Source organism: Tateyamaria pelophila, assembly GCF_019966495.1.
Taxonomy (GTDB): domain Bacteria; phylum Pseudomonadota; class Alphaproteobacteria; order Rhodobacterales; family Rhodobacteraceae; genus Tateyamaria; species Tateyamaria pelophila.
The window spans coordinates 96825-113662 of the sequence record NZ_JAIMIA010000005.1 but is presented as its reverse complement, the minus strand read 5'-3'; the positions used below and the strand labels follow the sequence as shown (position 1 = coordinate 113662).

20 protein-coding genes are annotated in these 16838 nt (G+C 58.7%); 4 read left to right on the top strand and 16 right to left on the bottom strand.

Annotated elements, in window-relative coordinates; all coding sequences use genetic code 11:
* Positions 1–391: 391 nt before the first annotated feature.
* The 7 genes from LC354_RS03475 to hmgA all read right to left on the bottom strand — a co-directional run bounded on the left by LC354_RS03475 (position 392) and on the right by hmgA (position 7139).
* Positions 392–586 (bottom strand): DUF2783 domain-containing protein, encoded by a 195-nt coding sequence (locus LC354_RS03475; RefSeq protein ID WP_223421448.1) that lies wholly within the window; start codon positions 584–586, stop codon positions 392–394.
* Positions 583–2133, bottom strand: coding sequence for an FAD-dependent monooxygenase (locus tag LC354_RS03470; RefSeq protein ID WP_223421447.1), 1551 nt, complete (start codon positions 2131–2133; stop codon positions 583–585). The genes LC354_RS03475 and LC354_RS03470 overlap by 4 nt, the downstream gene beginning before the upstream one ends.
* On the bottom strand, positions 2123–2338 hold the full coding sequence (locus LC354_RS03465; protein ID WP_223421446.1) for a hypothetical protein: 216 nt from the start codon (positions 2336–2338) through the stop codon (positions 2123–2125). Before LC354_RS03465 ends, LC354_RS03470 begins: the two co-directional genes overlap by 11 nt.
* A 268-nt stretch (positions 2339–2606) precedes the next feature.
* Positions 2607–3557, bottom strand: coding sequence for an MBL fold metallo-hydrolase (locus LC354_RS03460; RefSeq protein WP_223421445.1), 951 nt, complete (start codon positions 3555–3557; stop codon positions 2607–2609).
* Between the two features lie 93 nt (positions 3558–3650).
* Positions 3651–4907 carry a fumarylacetoacetase gene (fahA, locus tag LC354_RS03455; RefSeq protein ID WP_223421444.1) on the bottom strand — a complete coding sequence of 419 codons (1257 nt, stop codon included), beginning with the start codon at positions 4905–4907 and terminating at the stop codon, positions 3651–3653.
* On the bottom strand, positions 4904–5554 hold the full coding sequence (gene maiA / locus LC354_RS03450) for a maleylacetoacetate isomerase (protein WP_223421443.1): 651 nt from the start codon (positions 5552–5554) through the stop codon (positions 4904–4906). The genes fahA and maiA overlap by 4 nt, the downstream gene beginning before the upstream one ends.
* A 223-nt stretch (positions 5555–5777) precedes the next feature.
* Positions 5778–7139, bottom strand: coding sequence for a homogentisate 1,2-dioxygenase (hmgA, locus tag LC354_RS03445; protein WP_223421442.1), 1362 nt, complete (start codon positions 7137–7139; stop codon positions 5778–5780).
* Between the two features lie 70 nt (positions 7140–7209).
* On the opposite strand from hmgA, the gene LC354_RS03440 reads away from it, so the two are divergent.
* Complete coding sequence (locus LC354_RS03440; protein WP_223421441.1) at positions 7210–7641, top strand: MarR family winged helix-turn-helix transcriptional regulator; 432 nt, start codon at positions 7210–7212, stop codon at positions 7639–7641.
* Between the two features lie 37 nt (positions 7642–7678).
* Here LC354_RS03440 and LC354_RS03435 read toward each other — a convergent pair whose 3' ends face one another.
* Complete coding sequence (locus LC354_RS03435; protein WP_223421440.1) at positions 7679–8488, bottom strand: division plane positioning ATPase MipZ; 810 nt, start codon at positions 8486–8488, stop codon at positions 7679–7681.
* Positions 8489–8666: 178 nt separating this feature from the next.
* Here LC354_RS03435 and edd point away from each other — a divergent pair, with 178 nt between their 5' ends.
* Both edd and eda read left to right on the top strand, forming a co-directional pair.
* A complete protein-coding gene (gene edd / locus LC354_RS03430; protein ID WP_223421439.1) occupies positions 8667–10478 on the top strand; it encodes a phosphogluconate dehydratase in 1812 nt (603 codons plus the stop codon).
* Between the two features lie 5 nt (positions 10479–10483).
* Positions 10484–11125 carry a bifunctional 4-hydroxy-2-oxoglutarate aldolase/2-dehydro-3-deoxy-phosphogluconate aldolase gene (gene eda, locus LC354_RS03425; protein WP_223421451.1) on the top strand — a complete coding sequence of 214 codons (642 nt, stop codon included), beginning with the start codon at positions 10484–10486 and terminating at the stop codon, positions 11123–11125.
* Positions 11126–11362: 237 nt separating this feature from the next.
* On the opposite strand, the gene rpmE is transcribed toward eda, so the two are convergent.
* From rpmE to rimM, 6 genes are all read right to left on the bottom strand, one after another.
* The gene (gene rpmE, locus LC354_RS03420) at positions 11363–11584 is read right to left on the bottom strand and encodes a 50S ribosomal protein L31 (RefSeq protein ID WP_223421438.1); all 222 of its coding nucleotides are present in this window, start codon (positions 11582–11584) and stop codon (positions 11363–11365) included.
* A complete protein-coding gene (gene rplS / locus LC354_RS03415) occupies positions 11581–11967 on the bottom strand; it encodes a 50S ribosomal protein L19 (RefSeq protein ID WP_223421437.1) in 387 nt (128 codons plus the stop codon). The genes rpmE and rplS overlap by 4 nt, the downstream gene beginning before the upstream one ends.
* Positions 11968–12199: 232 nt before the next feature.
* Entirely contained in the window at positions 12200–12850 is a 651-nt protein-coding gene (locus LC354_RS27865) for a glutathione S-transferase family protein (RefSeq protein WP_223421436.1), read from the bottom strand.
* Positions 12847–13641: a tRNA (guanosine(37)-N1)-methyltransferase TrmD gene (gene trmD / locus LC354_RS03405; RefSeq protein WP_223421435.1), complete on the bottom strand. Its 795-nt coding sequence runs from the start codon at positions 13639–13641 to the stop codon at positions 12847–12849. Before trmD ends, LC354_RS27865 begins: the two co-directional genes overlap by 4 nt.
* Positions 13638–14402 (bottom strand): hypothetical protein, encoded by a 765-nt coding sequence (locus tag LC354_RS03400; protein ID WP_223421434.1) that lies wholly within the window; start codon positions 14400–14402, stop codon positions 13638–13640. The genes trmD and LC354_RS03400 overlap by 4 nt, the downstream gene beginning before the upstream one ends.
* Before the next feature lie 86 nt (positions 14403–14488).
* Positions 14489–14995 carry a ribosome maturation factor RimM gene (gene rimM / locus LC354_RS03395; RefSeq protein ID WP_223421433.1) on the bottom strand — a complete coding sequence of 169 codons (507 nt, stop codon included), beginning with the start codon at positions 14993–14995 and terminating at the stop codon, positions 14489–14491.
* Between the two features lie 427 nt (positions 14996–15422).
* On the opposite strand from rimM, the gene LC354_RS03390 reads away from it, so the two are divergent.
* Positions 15423–15884, top strand: coding sequence for a GNAT family N-acetyltransferase (locus LC354_RS03390; RefSeq protein WP_223421432.1), 462 nt, complete (start codon positions 15423–15425; stop codon positions 15882–15884).
* A gap of 140 nt (positions 15885–16024) precedes the next feature.
* Here LC354_RS03390 and rpsP read toward each other — a convergent pair whose 3' ends face one another.
* Positions 16025–16411 carry a 30S ribosomal protein S16 gene (rpsP, locus tag LC354_RS03385; protein WP_223421431.1) on the bottom strand — a complete coding sequence of 129 codons (387 nt, stop codon included), beginning with the start codon at positions 16409–16411 and terminating at the stop codon, positions 16025–16027.
* Between the two features lie 47 nt (positions 16412–16458).
* Entirely contained in the window at positions 16459–16755 is a 297-nt protein-coding gene (locus LC354_RS03380; protein ID WP_223421430.1) for a chorismate mutase, read from the bottom strand.
* Positions 16756–16838 lie beyond the last annotated feature (83 nt).

Here is a 16838-nt window from a genome sequence, read left to right as displayed (position 1 = left end):
AGACGATGTCATCAAGCAGTACCTGGAATTACATTCCGACAAATGATGCCTCCGGCGTCAGCCGGTGGTCCTTCACTTTTTGTCATTCAGTGTGGTTTACCAATGAAAAACCGCTTTTGGACGTTGGTTTGACCATAACCGGATCGGTGCGACTCGGAGGCTAACATACAAAATGGCACGGCGCACCATCACTGATCAGGATATCAGGCGATCCGATCTGCAAAGGTGCGACAGTGAGATTTTGGCACGCGTGCTGCTGGTGATCTGCAGGGCTGTTCCAAAGCATTTGCGAGGCTGCAAAAGCGGCTGTTTCAGAACGGGGGCGCTGACGCGCCATGCGATGTTTTGCGTCTGCCTCCGGCAGTCGCGTTCTGGCCCTGGTTCAACTGTTTCAGCCAAGTGGTATGGAACGGGCCTCTTCGAGCAGCGCTGTGATTTTTTCGGCGTCACCAATCTCATTCATTAAAATGAGGATGAGCCGAGCGTTGAGGGCATGAGAGGCTTCAAGGCTCAAACCGTCATGGACGTTCATAAGCATGGTGTAGACGGCATCACTTTCGGTGCCGAGCTTGTCCTCAAGGATCATTGATTTCTCCCGGTGGCGCGGGCCAGTGCTGCGGCGAGGGCACCGGTGTCGGGCGCGTTGAAGTAGGCGCAGATGTGGTCGTCGGGGCGGATCAGGAATGCGCCTTTGGATCCGTAATGCGCTGCGGATTGATCTGACTTTGGCAGAGGCACGATCCGGATATCGTCAAGGTCTGGCCAGACACTGTCGTCCAATGTCAGCAGGGTGAACTGGCCCTTGATCCTTTCGATCAGCCAGCCGGTCTCCATCGGCATGTCTGTCAGGCTTTGCCCGACCATTGGGTGGTCTCCGCTTTGCAGCGCCATGCCTGCAAGGCTGCAGGGCTGCGACAGTCGGCCGGAGTTGATCAGTTTGCGGGCAAAAGGGTGTTTTCCGGCCAGGATCAGGGTTTCATTGCGAAAGAGTGTTTCGATCTCGGACTTCGGGGTCATGAAATTGGTCGCCCGCGCGGAGTTCAGGATATTCTCGGCCGAGCCATGGGTGCGTTCCTCGTCATAGGAGTCCAGCAATGTAGCGGGGGCGCCGTTCAGCACCGCCGCCAGTTTCCAGCCCAGATTGTCCACATCCTGGATGCCGCCATTCCCGCCGCGGGCGCCAAAGGGGCTGACCACATGGGCGCTGTCGCCGACAAACAGAACACGGCCGTGCACGAAGCGGTCGAGCTTGGCACAGCGGAATTTATAGACGCTCATCCAGTCGAGCCGAAACGCCATGTCGCCGATGATTGCCTTGATCCTCGGGATCACCTTTTCCTCGGTTGCCTCGGTCTTTGGGTCCGTGTCAGGCCCAAGCTGTAAGTCGATGCGGTAGATATTGTCGGGTTGTTTGTGCAGCAGGGCTGATTGGCCCGGATGGAAGGGCGGCGCGAACCAGAACCAGCGTTCGGGGTCTTCGGTGGAAAAAGGGGAATGCGGCAGTTCCACATCGACGATCAGGAAATGCTCTTCGAAGGTTTGGCCCTCGAATGGCAGTTTCATGCGGTTGCGTGTGGGCGAGCCTGCCCCTTCGGCGGCAATGTAATATCCGGCCTCAAGCGTGTAGGGTCCGTCGGGTGTTTCGATGGTAAGCATAACGTGGTCGCCATGATCCCTGTGATCAGTCACCTTGTTCAGAAACCGCAGGTCAATGTGGTCGGGAAAGTCTCGCGTCCGCTCGACCAGATATTGCTCAACGTAGTATTGTTGCAGGTTGATGAAGGCGGGGTATTTGTGCCCGTCCTCTGGGAGCAGATCGAAGCTGTAGACTTCGTTGGAGCCATGGAACAGGCGACCGACCTTCCAGGTGACTCCCTTGGCAAGCATCCTGTCGCCTACGCCCAACCTGTCAAAGATTTCCAGCGTGCGTTTCGCCCAACAGATCGCACGACTGCCGACCGAGACGACGTTATTGTCGTCAAGCACGACCGACTTGATCCCATGTCCCGCCAGATCGATGGCCATGGCGAGACCGATGGGGCCTGCACCGACAATTGCGACCGGGTGGCGCGGTTCCGTTGCCGTCAAGCCGGGCGGTACGACATAAGGAAAGGGCGCGTAGTCATAAGCCATCTGGATGGTCCTTTCGGATCAGTTTGAAAAGTGTCCAAACAAAGGTGCCGCCAAAGAAGAGGGTCGCGATGCCGATGGCCTCCCACCCGCCGGGCCCATCTGGCAGGCCGCGGTAATGCAACGCACCGGAAGTCAGGACCAGTCCGACAATTGAAAATGCGAGACGGAATTTGAGATCACCACGGGTGGGGCCGTATTTGTTCAATCTGCGCCTCCGTCGGTTCCTGAGCCGCCCGTGACTTCCTGATAGTCGTATTCTTGGTAGTCGGTTTCTTCAGTGTCTTCGCTGTCTTCGTCAACGCGTCGTTGTATCCTTTCACCGTTAATTTGGATGGTTCCTGCGAAGAAACTTGCAGCAGCCAAAGTCGGAACCACCCACACCATCTATTTGGTCAAATAAGCCGCTGTGTTAGACGGCAAGAGTACGATTGCTGCTTTCATGGCCGCTGCTCGCAGATTCATATTGCTAGGCGTCATGCCTGCAGTGCCTCCCACATTTCGATATCGCGTTTGTCGGTCCAGATGCGGGGATGGGCTATGCCGCGCGCCTCGTCATAGGCGCGTGCCACATTGAAGGGCAGGCAGTGTTCGTAGATCGCGTAGTCGCTGAATTTGGGGTCGCATTCGGCGCGCACGGCGTCCCACGCTTCTTTCAACGTGCCGTTGCGGGCGGCTACACGGGCGGCGGGGGCATAGGTGGAGGTGACGAAATCACGCGTGTTTTCGATGGCTTTGTTGACCATCTCGGGACCGACCAATGCGTCGCCACGCCCGGGGGCGATGGCGTCGACATTGTAGGCCTTGATTGTGTCCAGTGTGGTGCCCCAGTCGCTGAAATGCCCGTCGCCGCAATAGCAGGCGGAGTGGTATTCGACGATATCACCGGTGAACATGACGTTTTCATCGGGCACGTGGATCACGATATCGCCTGCGGTGTGCGCCCGGCCCAGATGCATCAGGTCGATCCGGCGGTTGCCGAGAAAAACGGTCATCTTGTCGGTGAAGGTGGTGGTCGGCCAAGTGAGGCCAGGGATGGATTCGTGGCCTTCGAACAGGCGCGGGAAGCGTTGGAATTCGCTGTCCCAGTCCTCCTGGCCCCGTTCGGCCACCATACCACGCGCCATATCCGACATGATGACCTGTTGTGCGCCGAACGCCGACGCTCCGAGCACCCGAACGGCGTGATAGTGTGTGAGGGTGACGTGGGTGATCGGCTTGTCGGTGACTTCGCGCACCTTTTCGATCACCTTGTTGGCAAGGCGCGGCGTGGCCTGCGCCTCGACGATCATGACGCTGGCGTCACCGATGATAACGCCGGAATTCGGGTCGCCCTCGGCGGTGAAGGCCCAGAGGTCCTTGCCCACTTCCTCGAAGGTGATTTTCTTTTCGGTCATGTCCCCTTGGGAGGCGAAGGCTTTGGCCATTTTTGGCTCCTTTATTGAGCGTTTGTTTTCTTCTGGTTGTGGACTGGGGCGCTGCCCCAGACCCCGGAGTTCATGTGGCGAGATGAAGAAGGATCATCGGGCGTACGGGTCTTTGAGTGCGGGCAGGATTGTGCCTGTGCAGGTGCCGAAGCCGATTTTGTAACCGTCGCCTTTGGCTGCGCCGTGCAGGGTGACTGTGTCGCCATCTTCGAGGAAGGTGCGCGTTTCGCCTGTTTCAAGCGTCAGGGGCTCCTTGCCACCCCAGCTGAGTTCCAGCAGGCTGCCGCGTTCGGATTTTGTCGGCCCCGATATGGTGCCGGAGCCGAGCAGATCACCGACATTCATGGGGCAACCCGAGCTGGAATGGTGCGCCAGTTGCTGGGCTGCGGAATAATACATTTCATTGTAGTTGGTTTGGGTGATTGTCGTTGCCGCCTTGCCCTGCGGGGCCAGTGTGACCGCGAGGTCAATGTCGTAGAGCATGGGCCCGGTATCCTTGAGGTGGTCCAGCAGCTCGAATTCGCGGTGGGGCGTTGGTGTCCGGAAAGGTTCGAGTGCGGCCTTGGTTACGATCCACGGGCTGATCGATGTGGCTGTGGCCTTGGCCTGAAACGGACCGAGCGGTTGGTATTCCCACGCCTGGATGTCGCGCGCCGACCAGTCGTTGAGCAGGACGTAGCCGAAGATTGCGCCGTCCGCCTCGTCTACGGAAATTGGCCCGTCAGAGCTCATTCCCACGATCGCTCCCATTTCCAATTCCAGATCGAACCGGCGGCAGGGCAGGAAGGCCGGTAATTCGTGGTTCGGTGACTTCAGCTGACCCCAGGGGCGGCAAATATCGGTGCCCGAGACCACGACCGAGGAGGCCCGACCATTGTACCCGATCGGAATATGCAACCAGTTCGGGGGCAGTGCATTTTCCGCCCCGCGGAACATGGTTCCGACATTCGTTGCGTGGTGCCGTCCGGCGTAGAAGTCCGTGTATTCGGAGACAACGAGCGGCATGTGCATTTCTGCGTCTGCTTGCGAGATCAAAAGCGGCGCGATCAGTGCCTGATCGCTGCTGTTTGCGGCCAAGAGGTCTTTTAGCCGGTTGCGGAGCGCGGTCCAGACCGCAGGGCCTTCCTCCATCACTTCGTTCCAGAACGGTACGTCGAACAGCGGGTCATCCGTCAGGTCGATGATCCCTTGCTCTTCGGCTGCTTGCATATCGAGGATCATGTCCCCGATGGCGACGCCGCAGCGCGCGTCAAGCGTGAGGGTTGAAAACACGCCATAGGGCAGATTGTTGAGGGGGAAGTCAGTGTCGGCGGTGTTTGCGCTCTCCACCCAGCTTTTCATCAGGGTCATGCAGGGGCTTTCGTTGAATGTGGTGCGTCAGATTGGTTTTCGGGGCGGGCTGCATTGATGGCCGGATCCGTAAGGCAGGCCGCTTCGATCCAAGAGAGGTGCGGATATGGTTTCATGTCGAGGTCCAAACGGTGAGCGTTGTAGATTTGTGCGACGATGCACAGATCAGCGAGGTCTGGGGTTTCGCCAAAAGCGAAGGATGTGTTTTGCGATACCATGGCCTCAAGGGCGGTGAACCCATCGGTCATCCAATGCTGCATCCAGACCTTGGTCTCTCCAGGTGTGACGCCGTGGGTGTTTCGCAGATGCTGGGTCACCCGAAAGTTGTTCACCGGATGGATGTCCAGAGACACACCATGGGCGCAGGCCATGACACGGGCGCGCTGGACCGGACCTTCGGGCAGCAGCCTAGGTGTGGCCACGACCTGAAGATAATCCAGGATCGCCAGTGATTGCGTCAGGACGGTGCCATCCTCCAACATCAGCACGGGCACGCCGCACCCATGATTGAGCGCGGTGGATTTCGGGCTGCACTGAGCGCCTGCGATCAGATCAACCGGCACCGTTTCGTAGGGCAATTCCTTGAAGTTCAAGGCTGCGCGCAAGCGGCAAGACGTGGTGGAACGCCGGTAGGAATAAGGTTTCATCCGAAAGCCATTCCGGAGGACGTACACGCTCTTGGCGTTTTAGAATGCACGCGTGCGTCGGGCCTCAGATACATTGGATAGGCGCCGGGTTGCATGTGTTGCTCACCCGTGCGGCTGCCGCCGCCAACTGTCTCGCGCAGACTGATCGGTAACTTCCAGAGCGTGGCAGAAAACACCATGGCCAGAGCCCGGCCGATCCCCAAAGATGAGATCAGAAAATCGATCATTTCTTACCCGGTGTGCCGTCGAATTTCTTTTCGAGGTCTGACCAGCAGTCGATGTAGTCGTCTTGCAGCAGCGCTTCTTGGGCTGCGAATTGCGTCAGATGCTGGGGAAAACGCGTCTCGAACATGAAGGACATTGTGTTGTCGAGCTTGACGGCGTCAAGCTCTGCGTTGCTGGCGCCTTCGAACGCATTTTTGTCTGGCCCATGCGGCAACATCATGTTGTGCAGGCTCATCCCTCCGGGCACGAAGCCTTTGGGTTTGGCGTCATACTGGCCATAGATGTTGCCCATCAGTTCGGACATGATGTTCTTGTGGTACCAGGGCGGGCGGAATGTGTTCTCGGCCACCATCCAGCGTTCGCGAAAGAGGACAAAGTCGATATTGGCGGTTCCAGGCACGCCAGAGGGCGCGGTCAGAACGGTAAAGATCGACGGGTCGGGGTGATCAAACAGGATGGCCCCCACCGGGCAATAGGTCCGCAGGTCATATTTGACGGGCGCATAGTTGCCGTGCCATGCCACCACGTCCAACGGGCTGTGCCCGATTTGGGTCTCATGGAACTGGCCGCACCATTTGATGGTGACGGTGGAGGGGCGTTCGACGTCTTCAAATGCGGCCACGGGGGTTTTGAAATCACGCCGGTTCGCCATGCAGTTGGCCCCGATTGGACCGCGCCCGGGCAGTTCGAACTTCTGACCATAGTTTTCGCATACAAAACCGCGTGCGGGGCCTTCGAGAACTTGGACCCGGTAGAGCAAGCCACGGGGAAGAATTGCAATCTCTTTAGGCTCCAGATCGATCACGCCCAATTCGGTGCAAAAGCGCAGCCGCCCTTCCTGGGGGACCACCAGTAACTCGCTGTCGGCGGAGTAGAAATAGCTGTCGGTCATTGAGTCAGAAACAAGGTAGATGTGGGTGGCCATGCCGACTTGCGTATTCACATCGCCGGCCGTGGTCATGGTGCGCATGCCCGTCAGCCAGTTCAGTGGTTCATCGGAATGAGGCAGCGGATCCCATCGGTATTGCCCAAGGCTGGTCACATCCTCGGGGATATGTGGCGCAGATTTCCAGTAGGGCAGGTCAGTACGGGCATAGCGGTGCGAGTGTTTGACCGATGGCCGTATGCGATAACACCATGTGCGTTCGTTCTGGTGGCTGGGGGCCGTGAAGGCCGTGCCGCTGAGCTGTTCCCCGTAAAGCCCGTAGTTGCATTTCTGCGGTGAGTTCATGCCATCGGGCAGGGCACCCGGCAGGGCCTCGGTCTCAAAATCATTGCCAAAGCCGGGCATGTAGCCGTCTGTGATCCCTGCTCCGGATGGGGCCTGAACCATGTTGTGGGGTTTGGTGTGGCGATTCATGTCTCGGACTCCCTTGCGGAATTTTTCACAGGTGTAATAGTTGATTTTGTAACTAACAAGCGGTGCCAGTGTGTCTGACTTCGAACTTGAGCAATTCTTGCCTTACCTCCTGAACCAGGCGGCAGAGGCATCGAGCCTTGAGTTTCAACAGGTTTACAAGGATCGCTACGGGATGCTGCGCAACGAGTGGCGGGTCCTGTTTCACCTTGGGATGTATGGCCAGTTGACCGCGTCCGAGATTTCATTTCGTGCAGGGCTTCACAAAACCAAGATCAGCCGCGCCGTGTCCAAGCTTGAGGCGCGGCGGTTTCTGAGCCGTGATCGGGATGTCGAGGATCGCCGGGTCGAGCATCTGAAACTGACGGCGAACGGGCGTTCCGCTTACATCGATTTGTGCGCTGTGGCACAACGATACGATGCAGCCTTACTGGAAGGGTTTTCGACAGAAGATGCGCTGACGTTAAAGGCGCTGCTGAGGACGCTGGCGCAGCGGCGCCGGTGACTGTGCAGTTACTTGGTCGGGTTGCATCCGCTTTGCGTTAGAAATCAGCTTCGACGCCGGGCAGATGCAATGCTTTGACAAGATCACGCAATTCCTGTCTTGCCGCTACATTGGATATGTTGAGTTGCTTGACGCCAATGTCCTTGAGATCCAGCAACGTCAGCCCGCGGGGGAACAGCTCGCGAAAGATCACGCGCTCGGAAAATCCGGGTGCGATCCGAAATCCGATACGCTTGGACAGCATCAGGATCGCGCGCTCCATCTTTTCCTTGTTGACCATGCGCTGGGCTCCCATCCGGTTGCGCACGACGATCCAGTCAATGGGTTTCAGCCCCGCCTGTGCCCGCAATTGCCGCGCATTCCAGACCATTTCGGAATAGACGGAGGGGCCCAGGATTTTCTCGCCATTGCCGTCAATCCGGGCCAGCAGATCGAAGTCGATAAAGCTGTCGTTCAGCGGTGTGATCAGCGTGTCCGCCAGCGAATGCGCAACCTGACTCAGCCGCGTGTGCGATCCGGGGCAGTCGATCAGGATGAAGTCGTTGTCAGACTCCAGTGTGGCCACGGCGGCCGAAAGCCTGTGATCATAGATGTTTTCGCCGGGTTTGAGGCGCGCGGCCTCGATCTCCGGCAGGTCGTGTACATCCGGGCTTGGCAGATCGAGGTCAGCCTGCGCCAGAAAGCTGGCTCGGTTTTCGACGTAACGCCCAAATGTGCGTTGGCGCAGATCCAGATCCAGCGCGCTGACCTTATGCCCCATGCGGGCCAAGGCGGTCGCCAGATGCATCGATACCGTCGACTTGCCGGCACCGCCCTTTTCGTTGCCCACGACGATGATATGCGCCATGACTGTCCCCTTACCGCACATCCGCTATGCATTTTTTTGGGCACTATATGTTGTGGTCGTGCCATTGAAAAGCGCTGGAAAACCTTTTCGGTGCGATCGTTTGCACTCAGTTCTTGTTAGCGCTATCATGCTTGCTGTGTTATAGTCGCTCAAATCGTATCAGAAGATAGGAGAGCTCATGCCTCTGCACCCAATGCTGGAACGCGTCACAGAGCGTGTTATCGAACGCAGCGCCCCAAGCCGTCGCCGCTATCTGGACCGGATGGCAGCGGCCAAGTCTCAAGGCCCGGCGCGCGCACATTTGTCATGTAGTGGTCAGGCGCACGCCTTTGCCGCCGCAGGTCCGGACCAGGGCCGTCTGGCCGAAGCGTCGGTCGGAAATCTGGGGATCGTGACAGCCTATAATGACATGCTGTCCGCCCACCAACCGTTCGAACGTTATCCCACGTTGATCCGCGATGCGATACGTGCCGCCGGCGGCACGGCACAAGTTGCAGGCGGCGTGCCTGCCATGTGCGATGGAGTCACCCAGGGTGAGGCGGGTATGGAGCTCAGTCTGTTCTCCCGCGACGTGATCGCCCTCGCGACGGGCGTCGCGCTCAGTCACAATACCTTTGACGCGGTCGTCTATTTAGGTGTTTGCGACAAAATCGTTCCGGGTCTGATCATCGCCGCCCAAAGCTTCGGCCATTTGCCTGCCGTCTTCCTGCCCGCCGGGCCGATGGTCAGCGGTTTGCCCAATGACGAAAAGGCCAAGGTCCGCCAGCGCTTTGCCGAGGGCAAAGCCTCCCGCGAAGAGCTTCTGGCCGCCGAAATGGCTGCCTATCATGGTCCCGGAACTTGCACGTTTTATGGAACGGCCAACACCAATCAGATGTTGATGGAGTTCATGGGACTTCATTTGCCGGGTTCATCCTTTGTCAATCCGAATACCGATTTGCGCGACGCCTTGACTGTCGAGGGGGCCAAGCGCGCGCTGTCCTTGTCCGCCCTGGGTAACCACTACACGCCCGTTTGCGATGTTCTGGATGAAAAGGCCTTTGTGAACGGTATTGTTGGTCTGAACGCCACGGGTGGCTCGACCAACCTGCTGATCCACCTGATCGCCATGGCGCGCGCTGGCGGTATCATTCTGGATTGGGAAGATTTCTGTGACCTCTCGGAAGTGACGCCGCTGATCGCCCGCGTTTATCCAAACGGAATGGCAGACGTGAACCAGTTCCACGCCGCCGGCGGTTTGGGCTTTATGATCGGTCAGTTGCTGAATGCCGGGCTGTTGCACGACGATACCAAAACCGTCGCCGGCGACGGGCTGGAAAATTATACGGCTGAACCCAAGCTGGTAGATGGTGCGCTGAATTGGACTCCGGGCTCCGGAGAAAGCCTCAACACAGGTATTTTGCGCCCAGCCACGGACCCTTTTCAGGACACTGGCGGGTTGAGCCGTTTGATAGGCTCACTGGGAACGGGTGTGATGAAGGTTTCTGCCGTGGCACCCGAACATCGGAAGGTCGAGGCGCCTTGCCGTGTGTTCCATGATCAGGACGCCGTGAAAGCGGCTTTCAAAGCGGGCGAGTTCACCGGCGATACGATTATCGTGGTCCGCTTTCAGGGACCGAAGGCGAACGGGATGCCAGAACTCCATAGCCTGACGCCACTCTTGGGGATCTTGCAAGGGCGCGGGCAAAAGGTGGCGCTGGTCACGGATGGCCGCATGTCTGGTGCCTCTGGCAAGGTACCTTCAGCGATACACGTCTGCCCGGAAGCGTTGGATGGGGGCCCGATTGCCCAATTGCGAGACGGTGATGTCTTGCGCGTGGACGCCGAGGCTGGTGTATTGCAGATCATAACCGAAGGTGTCTTGGAGCGCCCTCACGCGACCGCTAATCTTGAAAACAACACCTGGGGCGTCGGGCGCGAGCTGTTTTCGACGTTCCGTGGGGCTGTGGGATCGGCCAACACCGGTGCAACCGTATTTGGAGATTTCTGACAATGATGACTGCAAAAGCCGCCGCCGCACATGCGCGCGAAATCTGTGAGTTGGCTCCGATTGTGCCCGTTCTGGTCGTTGATGATGTGAGTCACGCGCGTCCGCTGGCTGAAGCGCTGATTGCGGGTGGTTTGCCCGCCCTGGAGGTGACACTGCGTACGCCCGCCGCTCTGGAAGTCATCGCAGCGATGGCTGCCGTTCCCGGCGGTGTCGTTGGTGCAGGCACGTTGGTCACGCCGGATGATGTCAGAAATGCCAAAGAGGCGGGCGCAAAATTTGGTGTTTCTCCCGGCGCGACGGACGCATTGATTGCCGCCTGCGAAGCCGAGGAACTCCCGCTTCTGCCCGGCGCTGCGACGGCAACCGAAGCGATGGCTCTTCTGGCGCGCGGCTACGACATGCTGAAGTTTTTTCCCGCGGAGGCTTCAGGTGGTGCCCCTGCATTGAAGGCGATCGGTGCGCCGTTGCCACAGATTTCGTTTTGCCCCACCGGCGGCGTTAGTCTCGAAAATGCAGAAAGCTATCTGAGCCTGCCAACCGTAATCTGCGCGGGCGGCAGTTGGGTTGCACCCAAGGATAAGGTGCTGGCGGGCGATTGGGCCGGGATCGAAGCACTTGCACGGGATGCCGCCGCACTGCCGCGTTAAAGCCGTGTGACCCAAGAAAATCCATCCGAATTTTCTTGGGTGTTTCGCTCAAGTTCGTGATGTTATGGGCGCGGAACTGTCGGGCCCTTTAAATGGCAATTCTGATCCGACTTCATCTTGCCAGATAAACTCCGGGGGAGGCCGCAGGCGAGGGGGCTGGCCCCCTCACTTTTTATAAAAAAGCAAAAAGGCCGCCCAACAAGGAGCGGCCTTTTGTACAGCGTAGGTTCGTGTGATTTAGAAGCCAAGACCTGCATATTTGTTCTTGAACTTCGACACGCGGCCTCCAGTGTCCATCAGGCGCGATGTTCCACCGGTCCAGGCCGGGTGCACCGACGGATCGATGTCGAGCGAAAGCTGATCGCCCTCTTTGCCCCAGGTCGACTTCATTTCCACAACGGTTCCATCCGTCATTTTGACGTTGATGATGTGGTATTCGGGATGCGTATCGGCCTTCATGCCTTGGCTCCTTCGGACTTGGGTTTGTAGTTTGCAACCTCTGCGATACGCGCGGATTTACCACGACGTGCACGCAGGTAGTACAATTTGGCGCGACGCACGCGACCGCGGCGCACCACGGTGATGCTGTCGATGTTGGTCGAATAGAGCGGGAACACACGTTCCACGCCTTCCCCAAAGGAGATCTTGCGGACGCAGAACGAACCGGCAATGCCGTGGCCGTTGTTGCGCGCGATGCAGACGCCTTCGTAGTTCTGTACCCGGGTGCGGGTGCCTTCGGTCACTTTAAAGCCGACACGAATGGTGTCACCGGCTTTGAAATCGGGGATATCTGCCCCGAGGGCGGCAATCTGTTCCGCCTCAATCTGTGCGATCAGGTCCATTGACCATCTCTCCTATGATGCTCGTGGTTTATCCACGAAGTTTTGTAACGCCTCAGAGCTCTTGGTCTTCACCGGGTCCGCCGTCAGCGCCCGCCAGAGGTAAGGTCATCGTTCCTTGTTCCGATCCAATGTCCCATGTTGAACCACCGAAGAAGGCGCCATAGAACACAAAATACCGATCAGGTCGCCCCGAGTCGGAATGAGCGGTGTATAGGCGTGGATTTCATTGCAATCAAGTGGATTGCACGCCGCGTTTCGGCTGCGTGGCAACCAGCGACGGGGTGTGTGCGATCAGGTCCCACCATCGCGCCAGCGCCGGTACGTCCTCCATGACTATTCTGCCTTCGTCCGCTTGCAAAAAGTAGCCGATCATCGGGGCCAGATGACAGTCGGCGAGTGTAATCGTCGCGGCGTTCAGCACATGGCCCTCAGCGGCGATCCGATCAAGTGCAGCGAGGACAGGACGCGCCGCGTCGATACCAGCCGTGATTTGTTCCGGGTCAACGCGCTCTCCCTCCCAGGGGCGAAACACCGCATGGGCAAACACCTGGCGCACCAGGGGGACGTATCCATAACTGTCGGTAATCGCGATCACCTGATCCATGCGCGCCTGCGCCTTGGCGCAATCGGGCGTCAATGTATCGTTGGCAAATTCACGGTTTATGTAACGCGAGATGGCTGTCGTTTCAAAGATGACAAAATCGTCGTGGACAAGCGTCGGGACGCGGCCAAACGGGTGTAATTTCCGCACCACAACAGGCGGGTCCGCAAACGGGTTCTCCTCGACCGTGTCAAAGGTCACATCAGCTTGCACCAGCACCATGCGCGCAATCCAAGTGTAGACGCTGTGGTGGTAGCCGTGAAGCACGACGGGCGTGCTCACCTGTCTTGCGCCTCACGCTTTGCCCACAGGTCAGGTCGCCGGGCTTGCGTCAGTTCCTCTGACATCTCTTGCCGCCACCTGGCAATCTTGCCGTGGTTTCCAGACATCAGAACGGAAGGAATATCGCGCCCCTCCCACGTCGCCGGTTTGGTATATTGCGGGTGCTCAAGCAGGCCGTTGGAATGGCTTTCCTCGACGGCACTTTCTGCATTTCCCAACACACCTGGCAGCAGTCGCACGGTCGCGTCCAGCATGGCCTGGGCGGCAATCTCTCCGCCGGTCATCACGAAGTCTCCCAAACTGACCTCCGTGACGCTCCAGTGGTCCAGCACCCGCTCGTCGACCCCCTCGAACCGGCCACACAGCATCGTAACGCCGTCACAGCGAGCCAGATCGCGGGCCATGCTCTGATCAAACCGCCGCCCGCGCGGCGACATGTACAGGATCGGCCACCGCCCACGCGAATTGCCTTGCGCCTCGCTGAGTGCGGCGTGAACCACATCTGCCCGCAGCACCATACCGGCCCCACCGCCTGCGGGTGTATCATCGACATTGCGGTGCCGCCCGACGCCGTGTCTCCGTAAATCATGGGTGTGCAACTGCCATTTCCCGTCTTGCAAAGCCTTGCCCGTCAGCGATGCGCCCAGCACACCGGGGAAGGTTTCGGGAAACAACGTTACAATCCGTGCCTGCCAGACCCCGACAAGGTCCGGGGCTTCGTCCATCAGCGAACTGGGCTTCAACGTGGGCCGGATCGCCTTGCGTCCGTGGGATTTCGTCGGAGGTGTCATGTCTCTGCCTTGGCGAGGATTGCCGCTTTCGCAGCTTTGAGCGCGGCGCGGTCAGGGTATGCGCGATTTGCCGCCAGAAGATCAAGCAGCACAGCACTGGCAAGTCGCTCATTATGGGGGCGTTGTGGCTTCAAAATCAAGTCATTCGGCAAGTTGCAAAGTTTGAGTACCGGTTCCGCTGGGCCAAAGCGCCCCCGTGCGGACTCCAGCGGCGTTGTCTGGACCTCAAGCCCAAGGTCCGCGACCTGTGCGGCGATGCCATCCAGGTCAGTCGCAGTGTGATAGCGGGCGACAAAGTCTTCCAGATTCATGGTGATGGAGGATGATTTCACGTGCTCCCAATAGGCGCTGGGCAGCCAGTCCTGACGCGCGCGGGTGCCGTAGTGGAATATGACGTCCGCCCGGGGCCAGCGATCGCGGATCGCGCTGCTGTAGATCTCTGCCAGAATTGGTGCTGCGCTGTAATCGGAAACGCGCGGCCGTCCGGGCAAATGGCCAGAAAGCTCCTCGGCGGCGATCACGAGGCAAGCGGCGTCTTCGATCTCGTTCAGCAATGACCGAAATTCCGTGGCCACTGCCGTCAGAGCCCCCATGTCGCTCATCGAGGAAAAACTGCGTGTGGCGCGCATCAAGGCTTTCATATCGCGTCTGACGCGGAGCGTCACATAGGGACTTAGCGCGCGGGCATTGGCGCGCAGCGTGCGTTGTACATGAGACGTGCCAGTTTTGTGGAAACCGGCATGCAGGATCACGCGTTTCATGCGTATCGCGATTTCAAGGCCGGATTTGGCGGTATGCGACCGCTATGCCAAGGCTGCGCGCGAGTCATAACGCGGGGTGGCATGGGTCAAAACAGCCCTTCCGGCGGGTCCGCCACAATCCGGCCCGAAGCCAGATCAACCGTCGGCACGACGGCCATGGTAAAGGGCAGCAAAACCGTCGCAGTGGCCCCGGCAACATGGACTTCCAACAGATCGCCGGCGCCATGGTTCTGTACCGATTTCACATAACCCAAAGACGTGCCGCCGGTGTCAAACACTTCAAGGCCCGTCAGGTCGCTGTAATAGTATTCATCGTCGGGCAACGTGGGTAGGTCGGCGCGCCGTGCAAACAGTTGGGTGGCGCGCAAGGCGTCCGCCTGTTCCTTGGTGGCAACATCGGCGATCCGCGCGACAAATCCGTTTTTCATGGGTCGCACGAGGGCCAGCGCAAAGCTGCGCTTGCCGTCCTCGGTGGTAAGAGGGCTATAGGTCTCGATGTCTTCGGGCACGGCGCAAAACGATTTCACCCGCAACTCGCCGTTCACGCCATAGGAGCCGCTGATCACGCCCACACAAATCTTCTCATCACTCATTCCAGCACACTCAGTCCCGCATGGTTCCGCCTTGGCCGCTGCAGGCCTCGGCCGTCTGATTACGCTCGAACATGAGGCCCGCGACAAAGGCGATCATGACCAGGACAGCGGTGCGGATCAGTCCAAACATGGCGACCATTCTCAAGAGGCATGCAACTGGGTGCATTTGGGCCACAGGGGTGGGGTTTGTCCACCCCTGCACTTGAGGTGCCAAGGGATGTGCACGTAACTTCATTGTACCCGCACCAGAGGGTGCGGCGTGGAGATTTTATGTCGGTGTGATCGGGCACATGCCCAGCTGCCCCTGATCGGGCGGCACTTTGGGGACAAAAAACTGCTTTGGCGGTTATGATCTGCGTGCCCGCAGCAGACGCCCGGCTTTGTGTCGGTTCACCCTGAAATAATCAGAATATACAAGAGGATGGCCATGCCAAACCTATACAAAACCCGCGCCGCGCGCGCGTCCGACATCCCGTATCTTGCCGTCATCGCAGATGCCACCCTATTTCCCGGCGAGATGCTGGAGGGCATGATCGCTCCCGCATTGACCGAAGAGCGTCCAGACATATGGCGCATGGCGACACAGGGCGAGAATGTCGTCGGATTTGCCTTTGCGCAGCCCGAGGCGATGACAAATGCAGCCTGGAATTTGCGCGCGATTGCTGTGTCACCCGAGCTGTATGGCTCTGGGGCGGGAACTGCTTTGATTGGCGCGATGGAGAGTGCGTTAAAAGACGCCCGTATGATCGTGGTCGATACAACACAGACTTCGGATCAAGCTCGGGCGCGCCGGTTTTATAAGGCACGCGGGTACGTGCTTATTGCGACGATACCAGATTTTTTTGATGTCGGAGAGGACAAGGTCACGTTTGTCAAAACCTTGAGGTAGGGACGTTCCCAGCCTGTTTTGTGCCGTGCCGGAGGTGCGTGTACGTTGCACGATCACCGGCCAAATTCAGGCAAATGAAACGGAAACGCCCGCCTCTGCATACTGCAAGGGCGGGCGTAACTGTCTGAAGAAAATACAGATTACTCTGTTGCTGCTTCTTCGGCAGGCGCTGCTGCAGCTTCGGCGGCGGCGGTTGCTTTGGCGGCTTTTTCCTCGACGCGTTCCTTGGCTTTCTTGCCGGGCTCGCCTTTTTTCATGTTGGCGCGCTCTTTTTTCGGTGTGACGCCGGCGGCTTCGAGCATGCGGCTGATCCGGTCGGTGGGCTGTGCGCCCTCACCGAGCCAGTACTGCACGCGCTCCATGTCCATTTTCACGCGGTCTTCGCTGTCTTTGGGCAGCAATGGGTTATATGTGCCCAGCTTTTCGATGTAGCGGCCATCGCGTGGCATGCGGCTGTCGGCGGCGACGATGCGGTAGAAGGGGCGCTTCTTGGAGCCGCCACGGGAGAGACGAATTTTCATAGCCATGATGTTTTTCCTTTTGGGTTCTGTGGGTTGGCGGATCTGGATCCGCCTTACGATTGGTGTTTCTTGTGGTGCTGAATAACCTCAGCGATGATGAAGTTCAGGAACTTCCTGGCAAATTCGGGGTCGAGGTCGGCCTCTTTCGCCATAGCTTCGAGCCGGGCGATCTGTGCCGCTTCGCGGGCGGGATCGGACGGTGGAAGGTCGTGTGTGGCCTTGAGTTTCCCCACGGCCTGGGTGTGTTTGAAGCGCTCACCCAAAGTGTAGACGAGGACCGCGTCGAGCCGGTCGATGCTCTTGCGATGCTCTTTGAGCACCTCGGCGGCGCGGGTTGCGGCATCTGTCATATGCATCCTCCAATCCGGTCGAAATGACCCGGTGACAGGGGGGCACATTGCGTGCACCGGGCGTGCACCATCTGTGCACCGGC